Genomic DNA, 16,474 nt, shown 5'->3' with positions numbered 1-16,474 from the left:
TTTGCCTGTTCCATCTGCTGATACACCTCTAGAAAAAATTATTGAGTTCAAAGAAAAAAGAGGAACAGAATTAATAGCATTTCGAGAGTACTTTGAAGGTTTGGTCATCGATATATGCGATTCAAACTCCTATGATAGGAAGAAAAACCTAGAAATAGAAAGGGTTAAAAGATCTTTATCTGATATAGATAGAGTAATGAGAGAAGGTAAAATTAAGATTATCTATGACAATTTAAGAAATATTGTTAAAAAGGACTTTTTAGATATATCTGCTTATACTGCTACAACATCAGGGCTTACTGCTTATGGTGTCTATTCTACACCTCAATTACATGCATTTAGTCCCATGCTGGCAGGTATTGCTGCTTGTGGTATAGCTATAGGATATAAGTATATTAATAAACCACAAACTCACACCCAATTTAATTACATACGAAGTATTCGTAAGAACTTTCAGGATAGTTAGGTTTAGTTTTCCTAAAATTAGCATAACGGCTGTTATACCAGATTCGTTAGACAATAAAAAAGCCCAACATCCTGTTGGGCTTTTTTACATATTTGATGCGTTTGGTATAACTCCTGTCGTACCTGCATTCTCCGTTGCTGTCTTTTCTTATTCTTATCTGGAGCATCCTGCTCTCTATGTCCCCATGATAGGAAATTGATGAAGAATTGCATAGACGCAAAGCACCTGAATGAATGTGCGCCAAAACGTACAAGTCTGGCCACTTTTTATCCCAAGAGTTGTCCGCAGAAATTGGGGATTGTTTCGGCCGTGGATGGCTTGATAAAGCACAACAATGCGTCATTTTGATTAAACATTGATCGATTTTATTGGCAAGAAGTATCAAACCTGATCATAAAAAAGCCGACTTGTTTCTAAGTCGGCTTTTTGCAGTTTTTTAGGTAGGTCATTTTTTTTAACTATCTGAAAAACAAAGGCTTTATAGATAGCGTTTCGTATAAGCTCTATTATGTTAAATAATTAAGGATAAAAGCTTTATTACTAAATAGAACAGTTGCTTAAAGCAGTATAGAGTTAAGTTTGCATTTTAATATCAAGTTGTCTTTCAGCACCGATAATCACCATACGAATCCCATTTTCAAAAATGTCATCCGCATTCATATTTTGTAAGGTATTCACTCCTTGGAGCATGAGTGGATATATAGTTGGATCGGCTTCGAATGGTGGGTCTGATCTTATTTCTTCTTGCTGCTCCTCAAGGACCCACCCAACAATAAACCTTCCTAATGTCATAAGTAATGCAACTGCTTCAACAGGAGAAAACCCAGCATGAGATAACAGCGCAACTTGGGCCTCAATCGTGTTGAAATGTCCTTGACTGGGGCTAGTTCTTGCATGTAGACGAGCACCATCACGGTAAGCTAGTAGTGCTCGACGAAAGCTTACAGAATTAGCGAGCAACCAATCTTGCCATGTCATCCCATCGATGGGTAAAGAAACTAAATGGTGTTCATTTATAATGGTTTCCGCCATTGCTTCCATTAACAAGGATTTATTCTTGAAATGCCAATATAGAGTTGGAGATTTAATACCCAATCGTTGAGCTAGCTTGCGTGTGGTTATTGAATCTATGCCTTCTTCATTCAACATATCCAATGCGGTACGCAGGACTATTTCACGTGTCAGACGTTGAGGTGCAATATCTTTTTTACTCATAAATCTATCACTGATAGGGAGTGTGTGAGAGAATATTAATTCTATCATTGCTAGAGAAGGCATTTGTGAAGAAATCATTGAGCGTGATTTTAATCACTATATTTCTGGATGCTGTTGGGATTGGTTTAATTATGCCGATCTTGCCTGAATTATTACGGTCATTGGCTGGAGCTGAAGCAGGCGGTGTTCACTATGGTGCTTTATTAGCTGTGTATGCTCTGATGCAGTTCATTTTTGCACCTATCCTTGGAGCGTTGAGTGACCGATTTGGACGTCGACCTGTATTAATTATTTCAATTGCTGGTGCAACGGCTGATTATCTCCTAATGGCTGCTGCTCCTTCTCTATTGTGGCTATATATTGGTCGTATTTTTGCGGGAATTACAGGTGCCAACATGGCTGTTGCAACAGCTTATGTTTCAGATATTACTCCAGCCCATGAGCGTGCAAAAAGGTTTGGTCTCCTTGGAGCTGTCTTTGGTATTGGGTTTATAGCGGGTCCGGTAATAGGTGGAGTTTTGGGTGAATGGAACTTACATGCACCGTTCTTTGCTGCTGCTTTTATGAATGGGATTAATTTAATAATGACAGCAGTCTTATTAAAAGAATCAAAACACAGCAATAAAATGACTGAGAAGGTTCAGGAGCAATCAATATTAAAGAAATTATCCTATTTGATCACTCAACCTAATATGGCTCCATTGCTTGGTATCTTTTTAATTATCACATTGGTTTCACAAGTCCCCGCAACTTTATGGGTTATCTATGGGCAGGATCGTTATGGCTGGAGTATATTTATTGCAGGTGTTTCCCTTGCTAGTTATGGAATATGCCATTCTATTGCACAGGCTTTTGCTATCGCCCCTATGGTAAAGAGGTTTGGAGAGAAAAATACGTTGTTATGTGGAATAGCTTGCGATGCAATTGGTTTACTTCTTTTATCTATTGCTGTTGAAGAATGGGTGCCTTTTGCGTTGTTACCATTGTTTGCCCTTGGTGGAGTAGCCGTTCCTGCTTTGCAAGCAATGATGTCCAGAGGTATTAGTGATGAAAGACAAGGTGAATTACAAGGGCTATTAAGCAGTTTTAATAGTCTGGGGGCTATAATTGGTCCTGTATTAGTTACTAGCCTCTATTTTATGACTCAGGCATCAGCTCCTGGAATGGTATGGGCATTAGCTGCAATACTTTATGTAATCACCCTACCCTTATTGCTTAAGTATCGCCTGAATAAATATTCTGGAGTTCCATAAAATATTTAATTTATTGGTTTAAAAACTAATGGATTCTATAGTTTATCTAAAATTAACATAATACACGTTATACGAATTCCCAAGGCATGGCTTTTAGTCATGCTTTTTTTATCAAAAGACTATACCTGAATGATAGCGAGCCAAATCGCATACAATATCTATCATTAGACTTAATGCAATAATTAAATGATAGTATTATCATTAATCTAATAGAATTAAGATTAAATGATAGAAATGAATACACGTATTTATCTACGAGCTTCAACTAAAGATCAAGATGCAGAAAGGGCTTTGCAGATTCTTCAGGATCTAAACCAAAACTTGAATTTGGGTGAAACCATTGTGTACGTGGAAAACTATAGTGGTACGAAGTTAGACCGACCTGAATTGAATAAGCTACTGTCAGAAGCAAATCAAGGTGACACATTGTTAGTTGAAAGTATTGACCGCTTATCACGCCTAACCCAACGAGATTTTCAAGAGCTGAAGCGCAGGATCCAGGAGAAGGGACTTCGTTTAGTCGTAGCAGATCTTCCTACTACCTACCAAATGATTCAAACCAGTGACAGCATTACTCATTCAATCTTGGAACTCATCAACAATATGTTGATTGATCTTCTGGCAACAATGGCCCGCCTAGACAATGAGAAACGTATAGAACGTATTAAGCAGGGCCTGGCACGTTCGGGTTACAAACCAACAGGCAAGAAGGCAAATGAGGCTAAACATAAACGAATAAAAGAATTGCTAGTAGTTGGCAATATGACTAAGGAAGAAATTGCCAAAGCAGTGAATTGTGGAGTTGCAACTGTCTATCGAGTTGCTAAAGTTATCTAAAAGAGGCTTATCTCAACGCGCCCCCAATGGGGCACCGCTGCATTCAGGTTACTTCACATAAGAAATTTTATGTTAAATGATTGTTAGAAATGCCCCTTGATCGAGGCATTTTCTATAAAGAATACTAAAAACTAATTAAAGCCAACCAAGTTTCAAAACAAGGCAGTTCTCAGCAATCATATTTTTAAATTATATAACTCCCAACTGAGCTTTTGCTCCAACGATAAGGCTTTCATTTTGAGTTTCTAAGGCAAATAAACCATACATCAAAGGAGAGGCCGCTGCTCTTTCTAAAGTCTGTTCATATAGTTTATTCCAAACTTTACCCCCTAGTTTTTCATACTCGATGATTAGAGTTTTGAGGCTTTCTTCTCCAAACAAAGTTACATGCCCAGCAAAATCAATCGCTGGGTCATCTATATGGGCTGTTGACCAATCAATAACGCCTGAAACAGCTCCATCCTTTGAAGCTAGTACATGCCCAGCATATAAATCGCCATGTATAAATTGGGTGAAATCTGCCCATAGAACATCATTATCCAACCATTTTCTGTAGCGGGTTTCCAATTGCTCACTTATACCAATTTCAGATTTTACTAACTGCAAATTGTTTGCTATTTCAGGTCTTAAATCTGAAGGTTTCATAATTTTCAAATCATTTTCCCGAACTTCTTTTTCAGGAATACTATGGATTTCAAATAAGGTTTTTGCCAAAGATGTTATGTATTTCGGGCTATCTTTGTCCATATTCCAAATTATTTCATAGGTTTCAGCATCCAAATTTAAAACAGGATTATCTTTAAGTATGGGATAAGCCACTAATTCTGTAGATGAAATTCTCCAATCAGGAACCTCTACAGAAAGATGTTTTTTTACCAATTCTAAAATGCGTTTTTCTTTCTTGATTTGTTCCCTCATGCCATCACGACGAGGAATACGCAGCAACCATTGTTGCCCCTTTGTATCAAGAGCAAAAACGACCTTAAAATCAATGCCCATTTCATTGAAATTCATTTTGTCCGTAAGCAACAAGCCGTGTGCTTCAGCAAGTGATTGAATATCTTGAATTGTCATTTTTAATTTCCTTTAAAGAGTTCAATAATTAATGTTCGGATTAGATTGGCTATCATTAACAATCTCTCTCAAAAGTCTTGATGATTTTGTGGTCTTTGATCTCGTAGATAATGTCAGCAATATTATCGACCAATTGCTTGTCATGAGATACGAAGATAATAGTTCCTGCATAGGACTTCATCATTGTTTCTAATGCGGCAATACTTTTTAGGTCAAGATAGTTTCCTGGTTCATCCATAAGCAAAATATTATATTTTCCTAAAAGCATTTTGGATAAAAGCAGTTTGATGATTTCACCTCCCGATAAGTCGGATAAGTTTTTTTGAATATCATTCGCTCCGATCCCCATTGAAGCCAATACTGCACGAATTTCCGCAACTGTGTACTCGCACTCTTCCTGCATAAAGGAGAGCACAGATTTATGCGTGTTAAATTTATATCCTGTTTGTGTAAAGTAGCCAATTTCAGCTTTTGGAGATATGGTTAATCCATCAGCACGTTCTGATATCATTTTTAACAAGGACGTTTTCCCTGTTCCATTCGATCCAGTTATAGCGACTTTAGCGCCAAGCGGTATTATAAAGTTAGCGTCATCAAAGATAGTACGGCTACCAAATTTTAAGCTCAGACCATCTGCCGTAATCGGGAACTTATTGTGCAGTTCTAGGGCTGAACTTTGACGAAAACGAATAGAACGCAAATGCTCTGGTGCTTGAATATCTTCTAATGCAGCCAAACGCTTTTCCATACTCTTAGCTGCCTGATACAGTTTTCTTTGCTTGGTGCCAGTCATTTTTGCATGCCCAAGTCGTCCAGCACTTTCGGTAGAGTTTTTGGATTTTTCTCCTTTTTTCTTATTGTCTAATCGATTAGCTTGCTGGCGTTTTTCTTGCACAGCAGATTCTAATCGCTCCCGTTCCTTCATCATCAGCTCATATTCTACGGCTTGGTGTTGTCGCTCTTCTTCTTTTTGACGCAAGTAATCCGAGTAACCACCCCAATATTCCGTAATTTTACCGTCTTTTAACTCCCATATCTTGTCTACAACCATATCAAGAAAATATCGGTCATGACTGATAACAAGTAATGCTCCATCAAATGCTTTAAGTTGACCAATAAGTAGATCTATTCCATTGAGATCAAGGTGGCTGGTTGGTTCATCCGCTAGAATGCCATGTACTTGTTGGGAAAATGCGGCAGCAATTTTTGCACGAGTTTCCTCTCCGCCACTCATTGTGTCGTTTTGTACATTGGAAACACCAAGGCGAGATAACATTGCCCGGTCTTCGACCGTTTCTATTTCGATTCCGCCCAGTTGGCTGATATGTGCAAAATCACCAAAACGCTGTAATGTCGCTTCGGCTAAAACAATTTCGCCATTAAGTACTTTGAGTAAACTACTCTTTCCTGCTCCGTTATCACCCACAAGACCAATACGGTCATAAGAGTGAATTTCCAATTCATCAATATCCAAAACATCACGCCCAGCATAATCCAAGCGTATGTTTCTCGCTTTAATAATTAAACTCATTTTTATTTACTCCTGTTTAGCTCTTGAAATTTTTTATGCAGCAAACAGGATTTAGGTGAAAACAAAAGCTAGCATCACAGTGTCCTCCCAAAAAAAAAGCTATTCATCCACAGGGTGGACAAATAGCTAGTCAATTAAGTTATAACTGGAAACTATGCACTAAAAGCATACTTATAAATTAAGCATACTTTTACTTTATATATCCGCATATATTCTTAAAGACACAACAAAAGCCCACCATTATAAAATAGTGTCACTATGCAAATAGTTGTGTCTTAACGAATGCGGATAGAATGCATAAACTTACCTAAAAAATAAAATTCAGTTTTATGATAACTTTACTGTTAAAAGAAGTCTAGACAACCTTGTTTTATGCTTGGATATAAGGCTTATTTTAAAATAATAGTAGTGAAGATTTTCTAAAATTAACATAATACACGTTATACGAAATGCGTTATAATTATTTATAGAAATCAATGCTGTAGTTTCTAGTTTATAGCCCGAACATCCCTGTTCGGGCTTTTTTTGTGACTTTTCACGTTCCACGCCTATTCTTTGATCAATGTTTCACGACTTTGTTCATATTAGTTAAACAATCGTGGTTAATCATAGGGTCTAAAAAAACGGCTCCAAAAGCCCCTTTTCTCCGGTTCCTGTTCAATGCGCTCCGGTACTGGAATCCGCTTATTTTCCGTTTTTTCCGGAGTAGTCAATCCGTCATGTTTCGGCTCAGGTTCTGACCGAGGATCCGTTGCTATATCTTGGCTAGATTTCTGATCGGTAAACGTAGTCATATTGGTTTTTGGGGCTTCTAGCAGTCGTTGTATTGCTTCTATTTGATTATCTTTTGCTTCTAGTTGTTCTCTTTGAAAAACTTCTCGCTCATGTGCAAGTTCTAGCTGTTTTTTAAGTATGTCTACTTGCTGTTTTAGCATGTCTACTTCTGTATCTTTTTGTACCGTAGTAGACTGTAACGTAGTTACATTATTATTTTTATTAGATGGTTCGCCAAATACTCGTATGGCTTCAGATAAATCTATTTTCCCATCACTATTTTTTGATAAATCCCCTTTATTTATACGTTTATAGATACTTTGACGATTCATTCCATAGAGTTGAGCTAATTCAATAACAGATAGTGCTTTCATCATGTAACCCAAGTAAAAGTCTGTATGTCAGTAGACAATATTCAGTGATGTAACGTTACATCAATGATTTAACGATAGCCAACCTTTTCAAGCATGGGAGCAAACTCTTTTAACTTCTCAGAATCTTTAAGCATTTCAGCAATTCTTACTGCGAATTGAGGATAGCTTTCAGTTCCTTGAGAGTATTTACTCATTTCAGGAAGTTCAGATAGCTTATTGGAAAATAAGTGGCGTTGAGAGTCAGTCATTTTTTTTGAAAAAAGATCTAGATTCCCAGATATTGTCTGATTTTCTAATGATTTAGTTTTAGATTTTTTTTGTTTAAAAGAAAAAGAAAAACCAGATATTGAACGGCCTTTTTTATGCTGTTGGTAGGTTGCCTCTATATCTGTTTTTTCGCTAATTTCAGAAATGGCTAAGTCAAGAACTCTAGTTTTAAAGTGATCCATACGCTTGTATTCATTAACACCAATTCCAAGTTGTTCTCTAAAAGTTGCTAATTCAAATACTGGCGTTTTTCCAATAGCTTTCCATTGAATTAATAACTCGTATAATCTTGCTGAATATGTACTGTTAAGCTGGGCTGTTTGGCTTAGTAAATATTGAGTAAAAAATTCTTTAATACCATCAATTTTACTTATGCCTTGTACAACAGCTAAAGTGAAAACAAGTTCAATAGCCCCTTCATCATCTAGATATTTTACTTGCTGAATCCATCTACTTTTGACTAATTTCCCATCTTCATCAAAGAAGCTAAATCTTCTGTTAAATAAAGAATCCTCTGCTTCTTTCATTCTCTGATAAGCATTTTGCCTTGTTGTCCCAAAAACTTCAGCATATCTCAAAGCATCTATTCGTAAAGGAGTATCTGTACTTAGTCCAGTACCCGTATGTCTAGCATCAACAATGGCTAATTGAACAATATGAAACTCTGATAAAGATAGGGTTTGAAAAGCTTGGTTTAACCGATTGGTTTTTACAACTAATTCTTTTGACATAGACTCAATTGAAATATTTTTATACCCACAGATTATAACAATGTGGGTATAACTGCAACTGTGTAGTTAAGGGTGTAATTAGGAGGGTAACTAAACGTGGGGGAATGGGTAACTAAACGTGGGGGAATGGGTAACTAAACGTGGGGGAATGGGTAACTAAACGTGGGGGAATGGGTAACTAAACGTGGGGGAATGCAAAGGTTAGTTATTGAAATTTAATAATTAAAACTAAGTTAAAAACATTTAAAAACTTTAAAAATAATTAAAAGCCCAGTGCATGAAAAATTGCCCTTGGTTTTCGCTACGCTCAAACTCTATTGAATCTCGCTTTCGCTCGATTCGGGGGGCAATTTTTTGGTCAATGTTTCCGTGACTTTTAGAAAAAGCAAAAGCAACTCGGAATTCGCTTCGCTCATAATTCTTTTTTAGTCGCTTCGCTCGGTCTAGATTCAATTTTTTATATGTAATCTAAGTTTTTCCCAGGATCTAAAACTGTAAAAAACGGTTTTTCAGAGAGTCTAGGCGCAACTTTTGAGCGTTCGCTCGTAGACACTCGCTCTATAGATACCGATTAAAGGCTTATATTGGCGTTTTTAGCTTGATTGCAGCTTTTTATGATATTGGGTAGCTTTTTTTATAAAAAGTGTCTTAAAACGCAAATTAGCGCAAAATAGGAAAGCCCTGTCTACTGATGCAGAACAGGGCTTATGTTGGAGTTTCACGTAACCGCCTAACGCCAATAGAACGTATTGGTACGTTTTCACAGTTATCAACTTGTGACATCCTCTTTGCATAGCAAAGGAAGCGAATCTCAAACCGTTCAGACAGCTTATGCCCGACTGTCATCACCACTAAGTTTAAGACAAACTTCGGTTGTGTTTTAGTTCCACAACTACGACTTTCTAATACCACTTTTCCGCTAGTTACGAAGCAAGATGTTTTCCATCACCGCTAAGTACAGGTCCGCTAATATTCAACCATCAAATTCAATCGTCACCGCTAAGTCACATTTGGACCGCTAGATGAAAATTCAGGAAAGAATACATCACCGCTAAAACACTATTCCGCTAGTAAAACAATTTTACTGCTTCATAACGTCACCGCTAAAAAAAATAGCTAGTAGCGATTAATTCAACTTTAAAGTTTGGATTAATAACTAAGATATTTGGTTGGCGTGAACCAACAACGGAGCCACCGTTCATGCTTCTTACTGAATAATCATCAAATATCACAACTACTAACAGCCACGTTAATAATTGAAATAATCATTTTGATTTTCTTCCACGCCAAAAAAGTTCGTATCATTTCATAGATACCGAGGCTGCCACACCTCACTTTAAAAACCCTTGTCAGTGGTTTTAAATATTTCCCGCATTGTCTTTCGCTTCATCACCGCTTACGTTTTTATTCGCTCGAAGTGACTGGATCTGTATCAAGGTTCGATACAGAATCTACTCAACAATTCTCCCTCTCTCATTAATCAAAACTTATTCCCCACTCAAGGCAGGTTTTCGCTTCAAAAGTCTATATCAAGGAGCCACCTTGTATAATGATCGACTTGAGAGATTCCCATATTAGTCATAATGGTCTTTGTTCATTAATAAAAGTAAACCAGTATTAATAAACGATCAGTACGCTTATCCACTCCACAAAATAACAGCGATTCCGTTGTTCTACGGTAAGAGTTCCAAAAACCCGTATTATTCACCGTTATTCGACTTCATTGTGGGTAAAGCACTTGACCTACGCAAAGCAACATCTTCGCTATGTTTAAATCACTAAAAAATAAAAAAGACCGCAATGAACTTAATCAATGCAGTCTTAATTTCTGAGTGACATAACGTTCTACGTGTCACCGTTACAGGCTTGAGCTATCCAGCGATCTCACCAACTAACCTGAAATGTCATCTCGACAAGTCATTCAAGTTAATCCTTGAGTACCGAAGTTTCCAGATTTCTCCTCAACTCCCTAATACCTCGCGATATTCTCAGCAGCCCACCTGTGCGCCATACATCATGCCCTTCGTAAAAATTGAAGCATGAAATAGGTGTTGTTAACGCAACTATCAATCCTTGAAGTTACTCACACTCTCCATTAGACAGGGTTTGATCTAGTCGCCTAGATTCCCGTTTCTATGTCGCCCAACTATTACATAGATTACATATTTACGACTGGTGAGCTTAAAAGCAGACCTGCGTTTATATGCAGTCAGGATTGGGTCAATAAGCGGAATTTCACCACCTAGTGCCCGTCATAGCCGCGCCAGCTAGATTTCTCACGCACGCAGCTTTGCGAGTTTTAGTATACGTTGGCTGACGTATACACATAAAACCGCAATGACAAGGGTCTAGAAAAATTCGGGACAGATACGAATCACATCGATCCCAAAAAATTCATATTTGGCAGGTACAGAATAAGCCACAAAAAACCTAAAAACAACTGTTTGCTCGGGTCCACAGGAACTCTTATTTACAGAAAACCCATCTTCGCTTAAAAAAAAACCATTTTTAGTGAAAAATGGTTTTGTGATTCTTTAAAATAAAAGATAGACTTTTATGCTTTCCGCAAAAAACTCAGGTTTTGGTTGATTTATGATCTACTACACAACAACAAAAACTGACTGCCTGCTCAGTATCATGCAATGCGTTTCCAATGGAAAAGCAAAGTTCTGGTTTTCTGATGTTGTGCCTTTTTCGAAGTTTCAAAACCTGATTCCGAAGCTGATCCTGGAATATGGTCTGGATATCGGTGAGCAAGCGCGTAAGAAAAAATCAGACTACGGGGAGCCTGTGTGGAGTCTTGTGATCAATTATGATCCGGCAAAAAGTGAGGTGTTCCAGTTCTGGTTATTTACCACTGGTTATCGTGAAGCACGAAGAAGCAAGCTGACGCTAAAAGAAATACTCGCTAAGAATTCGAGCATGGCGCGCAAGCAAAAGCTGAATAGTATTTTGACGACTAAAAAAGAAAAACTGCTGCGTTTTGGTCCCTATGTATTAGGTCAATATATTGAATTTTCGGATCTGAAAACTGAATTTGCGAAGATATATTATTTCCCTGAGAATTATGGGGTCGTTTTTAATACGCATACAAAACGTGTGAAGGCGATTGATAGCAACAAAAAGTTTATCTATCGAATCTTTAAGCCCTTTGATGCCTCAGAAGAACGACGATTTAAGAGTTTATATCGAAAGTTTGCTTTTGTTTTTTTAGACAATGAGCACAATCGTTGGAACCAAGAATCTGTGACTCAGTTTCTATTGGGGTTTGGGATTAAATTTGAAAATGATGAGAGTTACAACGATAGGCTAAAAGAGCTTACCCGGGTCTTACGTTTGGTTCGAAAAAAGCATTTAGAATTCTTTCAGCGTTATTCCACTAAAAGAGTCCGGTTTACTTGGTATTTATCCCAAGACTTCTTAGATGGATCTAAACGCGAGTTTGAAAAGAGATTAAACAAGATCCAAACTACGCCAGAAAGTATAGAGAAATTTGCAGAAGCCAGCGCACGATTGATGGCACATGGGAATTTTCATGGGACTCGATTTCAAATTGGTTCAATACAGGCAAGGGTTCGAAAATTATTGAATCAGATACAGCCTGATCATAAGAAGCTGAATAAGAAGTATTTCACGAACCATCTGCACTATGTCCGATTTACCAAGAAAAAGGCAATGAGCATTAAAGAGTTTGAAATGGCTTGTCGTAATGCAGATACGATGTATTTGAACAAACAGAATAAGCAAAAACTTAAAGATTAAAGATTAAAGGTGAACTATGCTGAAATATCCTGATGATTATGATCTCAGCCGCCAAGAAATTGACGATTTGAGAGCTGAGACCAAAGATGCAGCAAAATATATGAAGGCTTTGTTCAATTTTAAGATTGAAGCACGCTATTCATATAGTGTGACGTGGTCTGCCCAAGACGGAGAATTTGTTGGCCTTTGTGCCGAATTTCCTTCGCTGTCCTGGCTAGATCCGGACAGCGATAAAGCACGCTCAGGCATTGAAAGACTTGTCTTTGACACATTACAAGATATGAACTCTACTGGAGAAATCATACCTTAATACTTTTGGAAAAATGCCTGATTCCGCTGGATGTATTCATTCAGATTGTTTGAATCTAAGCCATATATTTGCAGTTTTTTATCGATATATTTAAAAAAGAAAGAATAAACAATATGCATAATCCCAAGCGCAAAAGCCTCTATTTTGATCGCCGGTAATAGGGCATTTGGGTCTGTAAAGAGAGTTTCTAACGTGAAATGATTAAAAAAATAGATGAAAAAAGTCACCAGACTCAACAGAGTCAAAAGTGCATAAGCTTTAGCACAAGTCTTGCAGTGCCCATTCATTTTTTCTAATTTCTGAAAAATTGTATGATTCATTTGGCTCTCAAGGCATCTAATTTTTTGAATGATGGACTCTCTACAAATTTTAAATATTCAGGATTAAAAAGGGATAGGAATTTTGTGTCGAATGATACTGTGCTTCGTGAAAATTTATTGAAATTATAAAGAGTTGAGTTTTAAGTAAGATACTGAAATTAAATAACATCATTAAGATGATCACACATAATACCTACCTAGTGAAGCAAATCCAGGTAGGTATTATGTGTGATGCTAAACTTTAAATTTTTCACACAATATAAGTATTTGATTTTAAATGTTATTGTATTTGTGTGGGAAGAATAAAACTCAAACGTTAATTTTTTAAGTTATTGAAATTAAATAAAAAATCAAGATCACACATAATACCTACCTTGAAGTAGAAATGAAGTTATTATGTGTGTTGCATAACGCCTCACATGCAGAAATGTCTTTAGTTTTATCTCCTGTCTACCCGACTTAGAATATGATTTAGGTAGGCTTTACTCAGGATTACGTCAATGTCAGCAGTAAATCTAATTAATGAAAATGACGATGAGAGAGAAATTGCTTCTCAGGCAGCTTGTACACTTCGAGAAAGCTTTGTTACCGCAGCTCAAAGTGGACCAGTTATGTATGTTGAAAACGATACTGTACTGCTTAAGGAACTAAATGGTCCCCCAATTGTGATTAAACAACTATCTGGGCGTAATCCTGAACTTGCTCAACGAGTAGCGAGTCGTGGAACTTTTAAAATTAAAAAACGTAAAGTAAGCCAGGATTGAAGCTCACGGGGACTTACAATTCAATCAAATTTCGTATAAGAGATTTTATGTTAAATGAGAGCTAAAAAAATGCCTAAATTATAGGCATTTTTTATAGTTTATATATTTTAAGTTGCATTATTTCTTTGAATAATTTCATGAACAGTTTTTAGAATTTGTAATGAGATTCCTATTGATGAACCTGATGGGACTTTTAATATAGAGTCCTCTGATTGATGTGCTGGCGTTATTGCACGTTGTGTTAATACTCCTAAAGCAACCCCTTCTTCATTGACAATAGGCCCTCCACTTGCACCACTATGCATCCCATTATCTATGTAAAAAACGTCAGTTTCTATTCTTATATTTTGGGAGTTATCATCAGCAAAAATACGACGAATATTTCCAATATAACCATGTTTAATTATTGGACCTGTCATATCTGCTAAGTATCCTTCCTCTCTAATTGCTTTAATAAACTTATCTGCACCAAATGATTCTGGATCAATAATTTTCTCAATCGAAAATGGGATATTAAGTTCATCTGAGTAGCCTGCAACAAATACTCTTTTTCCTAGATTTACTGAATTAATACTTGCAGGTAGAAAGGGGAATTTGAAAGGTTGCTCTTCTTTTGGTCGTAATACAGCTATATCTAGCTGTATTATTTCTTTAAAAGATGGGACGTTAATTTCAAATGAGCAAAAAGATACTGCATATTCAACTAAAGGTAACTCGGGAAACTTTATCAAAATTCTTTGCTGTGGATGAGTGTAATCTTCTTTTTTTATAGGCATCCTACCAGTCACTACATGTGCAGCAGTAATAACTTCACCTGTATCCGTAAAGCTAAAACAAGTACCTTCACTTATAACTTCATCACCTTCAAAAACTGTCACATATCCACAACAGCGTTGGATTTTTTCATACAAGTTTTTAAACATAAAATTTCTCAGTTTTTAATATCATTTGAATTTTTTTATTATATTTTCGATAATCGATATAGCTTGCTCATAAGCGATAATATTACCTTTTAGGCAAAAATTACTTACATAGCTGTGATAACTGTCCTTCCAAAGAGTAGAATCTTTTAGAGTAGCTATAGTTCTTAAACCGTATTCTTGCGCAGATATCGTTATTTCAGTACCACTTCTATCCCTAGTCATATCATTAGATATTTTGCTTTCAATTAGAGTAATTAATTCTGGTGAGTCAATTGATAGAGCCTCTGCCAGTTTGCATATATCATATAAATGCCTAATGATGGTGTTATCTAGTTTTTGACTATCTGAGTCGGCAATAGTTCGATTACAGTCAGGGATTCTCCAAATTAATGCACTGATTTTATCGGCAAATATCTGTCGTGGGTCAGTACATGTAATTCTTTTAATTTCTAATTCTCTCTGAGAATAGATGTGTAATAGAGATCCAGCATCTCTGTAAACAGGTTCAAAATCTTGCGATTCTTTAAAACAAATTTCTATTAGAATATGGGGTCTGATATAGTCGGGAGTAGCTTGAGTAATTTGATATTCGATTGTTAATTCATATTTTCGACCACTGTCAAAAGTTTTTTTATCAATTACATTAAAACCATTCTCTATTAAAGTTTGAATAATTCTATTGCGGATTTCTTTACGCTTTGCAGGCTTAAAATCGCCAATAACCAAGAAATCGATATCTTCAGAAAAGCGTTCAATTAGTCTATGAGCTTTAAAAAGTGAAGTACCACCTGAAAAAACTAAATTAGGATCATCAGCGAGTAACGTCAGGACTTTAGTGATGAACCAGTCTTTTTCTACAAAGCTATATTCAACAAGTAATTCTTCTGAGAGTTCAGTTAGATCTTTTAAAGGATAAGAATTCATTTAAATTAATAATATACGAGGAATATCTCTATATTATCGTATCTAAACTTTCTTTTTGAACATTTATTAATAGCAATAGTTCTACCAGTTGGAACTTGTGTTGATATCTTCGAATTGTAGTTTTTAATAGATTGAGATTCTTTGATTTGATAGCCTAAACGATTTATGGCCTCTTTTACGGTTTCTAATCCGTTTACAGGAACAACCTTACCTGTAAGGCGACTTTCTTTAGCCCTTACATATACACCTTTACTGATCCTCAGAACTCTTTTTTCACAGATAAGTTCTTGCAAACCCATTCTAACTTGGCTTTCAGATCCCATTTTCATGAAATCTTTTGATAAAAAGACGTTATTTCTACTGTTAGCCACGGAAATTTTCATTCTTGTAGCAATGTTCATATTGATTCCTACTTTACAAAGAAAAGATTTGGCAAAAGAGAGACTATATGTAGAAGTATATACTAATAGCTAAATTTAAAAAAACTGTTGGTGAGTGACTAATTTAATGTCTATATTTGTGAGAGATCTTATTTTGTTGATAAATATATGAAAAAAGGTATTTTGATTACATCTCCCAAAGAAATCGCAATTGGTGGTGGAATTTCTTTCTCTTCACTTGATCGGCGTGACTTGCGTAAAGCTTTAACCTATTGGGATGAGATAGCATATCTAACAAATAATTTGGTTTATCAATCAGATGATGAGCTAGATAAGTTAAAGGAATTTGGTGCTGCGAGTGAATTAAATACTCCTTTAATAGGAAGCATTAGAGGTAATCAAGAATTTATCAAGTTTATAAAATTATCAGAGATAAATACAATAAATTCAAAACTTAAGGAAAATCCTGCATATTGGTCTGTAGCAAATAATTCTTATCTTGATAGAAACGAAGAGTATTTAGCTAATGATAAAGAATTAAGCTTAGAAATTGAGTTATATCAGACTTT

The 16,474-nt window shown here is 36.2% G+C and carries 16 protein-coding genes; 7 read left to right on the top strand and 9 right to left on the bottom strand.

Annotated elements, in window-relative coordinates; translation table 11 throughout:
- Positions 1–466 (top strand): DUF6236 family protein (locus Q9R21_RS14490; RefSeq protein ID WP_311204748.1); only part of this gene is annotated, 466 nt, incomplete at its 5' end.
- Between the two features lie 573 nt (positions 467–1,039).
- Here Q9R21_RS14490 and Q9R21_RS14485 read toward each other — a convergent pair.
- Positions 1,040–1,681 (bottom strand): TetR/AcrR family transcriptional regulator C-terminal domain-containing protein, encoded by a 642-nt coding sequence (locus Q9R21_RS14485; RefSeq protein WP_004787586.1) that lies wholly within the window; start codon positions 1,679–1,681, stop codon positions 1,040–1,042.
- Positions 1,682–1,746: 65 nt separating this feature from the next.
- On the opposite strand from Q9R21_RS14485, the gene tet(39) reads away from it, so the two are divergent.
- Both tet(39) and Q9R21_RS14475 read left to right on the top strand, forming a co-directional pair.
- The gene (gene tet(39) / locus Q9R21_RS14480) at positions 1,747–2,934 is read left to right on the top strand and encodes a tetracycline efflux MFS transporter Tet(39) (RefSeq protein ID WP_004856455.1); all 1,188 of its coding nucleotides are present in this window, start codon (positions 1,747–1,749) and stop codon (positions 2,932–2,934) included.
- Between the two features lie 225 nt (positions 2,935–3,159).
- Positions 3,160–3,771, top strand: coding sequence for a recombinase family protein (locus tag Q9R21_RS14475; protein ID WP_015060246.1), 612 nt, complete (start codon positions 3,160–3,162; stop codon positions 3,769–3,771).
- 189 nt (positions 3,772–3,960) lie between these two features.
- On the opposite strand, the gene Q9R21_RS14470 is transcribed toward Q9R21_RS14475, so the two are convergent.
- The 4 genes from Q9R21_RS14470 to repM all read right to left on the bottom strand — a co-directional run bounded on the left by Q9R21_RS14470 (position 3,961) and on the right by repM (position 8,522).
- On the bottom strand, positions 3,961–4,845 hold the full coding sequence (locus Q9R21_RS14470; protein ID WP_000155092.1) for an Mph(E) family macrolide 2'-phosphotransferase: 885 nt from the start codon (positions 4,843–4,845) through the stop codon (positions 3,961–3,963).
- A 55-nt stretch (positions 4,846–4,900) separates the two neighbouring features.
- Positions 4,901–6,376: an ABC-F type ribosomal protection protein Msr(E) gene (gene msr(E), locus Q9R21_RS14465; RefSeq protein WP_000052512.1), complete on the bottom strand. Its 1,476-nt coding sequence runs from the start codon at positions 6,374–6,376 to the stop codon at positions 4,901–4,903.
- 602 nt (positions 6,377–6,978) lie between these two features.
- Positions 6,979–7,524, bottom strand: a complete 546-nt coding sequence (locus Q9R21_RS14460) for a plasmid replication DNA-binding protein (protein ID WP_171290102.1) — start codon at positions 7,522–7,524, stop codon at positions 6,979–6,981.
- Positions 7,525–7,592: 68 nt separating this feature from the next.
- On the bottom strand, positions 7,593–8,522 hold the full coding sequence (repM, locus tag Q9R21_RS14455) for a replication initiation protein RepM (protein WP_087554487.1): 930 nt from the start codon (positions 8,520–8,522) through the stop codon (positions 7,593–7,595).
- Positions 8,523–11,159: 2,637 nt separating this feature from the next.
- On the opposite strand from repM, the gene Q9R21_RS14450 reads away from it, so the two are divergent.
- The gene (locus Q9R21_RS14450) at positions 11,160–12,284 is read left to right on the top strand and encodes a hypothetical protein (RefSeq protein WP_106918755.1); all 1,125 of its coding nucleotides are present in this window, start codon (positions 11,160–11,162) and stop codon (positions 12,282–12,284) included.
- 100 nt (positions 12,285–12,384) lie between these two features.
- Positions 12,385–12,594 (top strand): antitoxin HicB, encoded by a 210-nt coding sequence (locus Q9R21_RS14445; protein ID WP_171290101.1) that lies wholly within the window; start codon positions 12,385–12,387, stop codon positions 12,592–12,594.
- Here the strand turns inward: Q9R21_RS14445 and Q9R21_RS14440 are convergent.
- Positions 12,591–12,914 carry a hypothetical protein gene (locus Q9R21_RS14440; protein ID WP_087554482.1) on the bottom strand — a complete coding sequence of 108 codons (324 nt, stop codon included), beginning with the start codon at positions 12,912–12,914 and terminating at the stop codon, positions 12,591–12,593. The two genes, Q9R21_RS14445 and Q9R21_RS14440, sit on opposite strands and share 4 nt — an antisense overlap.
- A gap of 500 nt (positions 12,915–13,414) precedes the next feature.
- On the opposite strand from Q9R21_RS14440, the gene Q9R21_RS14435 reads away from it, so the two are divergent.
- Entirely contained in the window at positions 13,415–13,678 is a 264-nt protein-coding gene (locus tag Q9R21_RS14435; RefSeq protein WP_087554481.1) for a hypothetical protein, read from the top strand.
- Between the two features lie 107 nt (positions 13,679–13,785).
- Here Q9R21_RS14435 and Q9R21_RS14430 read toward each other — a convergent pair whose 3' ends face one another.
- The 3 genes from Q9R21_RS14430 to Q9R21_RS14420 are packed head-to-tail and all read right to left on the bottom strand — an operon-like array spanning position 13,786 to position 15,926.
- Positions 13,786–14,601, bottom strand: a complete 816-nt coding sequence (locus Q9R21_RS14430; protein ID WP_087554479.1) for a serine protease — start codon at positions 14,599–14,601, stop codon at positions 13,786–13,788.
- Between the two features lie 21 nt (positions 14,602–14,622).
- Positions 14,623–15,525: a nucleotidyl transferase AbiEii/AbiGii toxin family protein gene (locus Q9R21_RS14425; protein ID WP_087554478.1), complete on the bottom strand. Its 903-nt coding sequence runs from the start codon at positions 15,523–15,525 to the stop codon at positions 14,623–14,625.
- Between the two features lie 5 nt (positions 15,526–15,530).
- Positions 15,531–15,926: a DUF6088 family protein gene (locus Q9R21_RS14420; RefSeq protein WP_087554476.1), complete on the bottom strand. Its 396-nt coding sequence runs from the start codon at positions 15,924–15,926 to the stop codon at positions 15,531–15,533.
- A 147-nt stretch (positions 15,927–16,073) separates the two neighbouring features.
- On the opposite strand from Q9R21_RS14420, the gene Q9R21_RS14415 reads away from it, so the two are divergent.
- Positions 16,074–16,474 (top strand): hypothetical protein (locus Q9R21_RS14415; RefSeq protein WP_311204747.1); only part of this gene is annotated, 401 nt, incomplete at its 3' end.

Origin of the sequence: Acinetobacter sp. RG5 (assembly GCF_031844265.1) — a bacterium.
GTDB lineage: Bacteria > Pseudomonadota > Gammaproteobacteria > Pseudomonadales > Moraxellaceae > Acinetobacter.
Note: the sequence above shows the minus strand (reverse complement) of the source record. Positions and strands in the feature narration are given on the sequence as shown.

Bases quoted from the DNA above. Each gene is read 5' to 3' on its own strand.
- Q9R21_RS14460 (WP_171290102.1), bottom strand. From the start codon at position 7,524: ATGAAAGCACTATCTGTTATTGAATTAGCTCAACTCTATGGAATGAAT.
- Q9R21_RS14485 (WP_004787586.1), bottom strand. From the start codon at position 1,681: ATGAGTAAAAAAGATATTGCACCTCAACGTCTGACACGTGAAATAGTC.
- Q9R21_RS14435 (WP_087554481.1), top strand. From the start codon at position 13,415: ATGTCAGCAGTAAATCTAATTAATGAAAATGACGATGAGAGAGAAATT.
- repM (WP_087554487.1), bottom strand. From the start codon at position 8,522: ATGTCAAAAGAATTAGTTGTAAAAACCAATCGGTTAAACCAAGCTTTT.
- Q9R21_RS14425 (WP_087554478.1), bottom strand. From the start codon at position 15,525: ATGAATTCTTATCCTTTAAAAGATCTAACTGAACTCTCAGAAGAATTA.
- Q9R21_RS14440 (WP_087554482.1), bottom strand. From the start codon at position 12,914: ATGAATCATACAATTTTTCAGAAATTAGAAAAAATGAATGGGCACTGC.
- Q9R21_RS14420 (WP_087554476.1), bottom strand. From the start codon at position 15,926: ATGAACATTGCTACAAGAATGAAAATTTCCGTGGCTAACAGTAGAAAT.
- Q9R21_RS14430 (WP_087554479.1), bottom strand. From the start codon at position 14,601: ATGTTTAAAAACTTGTATGAAAAAATCCAACGCTGTTGTGGATATGTG.
- Q9R21_RS14445 (WP_171290101.1), top strand. From the start codon at position 12,385: ATGAAGGCTTTGTTCAATTTTAAGATTGAAGCACGCTATTCATATAGT.
- Q9R21_RS14475 (WP_015060246.1), top strand. From the start codon at position 3,160: ATGATAGAAATGAATACACGTATTTATCTACGAGCTTCAACTAAAGAT.
- Q9R21_RS14450 (WP_106918755.1), top strand. From the start codon at position 11,160: ATGCAATGCGTTTCCAATGGAAAAGCAAAGTTCTGGTTTTCTGATGTT.
- Q9R21_RS14470 (WP_000155092.1), bottom strand. From the start codon at position 4,845: ATGACAATTCAAGATATTCAATCACTTGCTGAAGCACACGGCTTGTTG.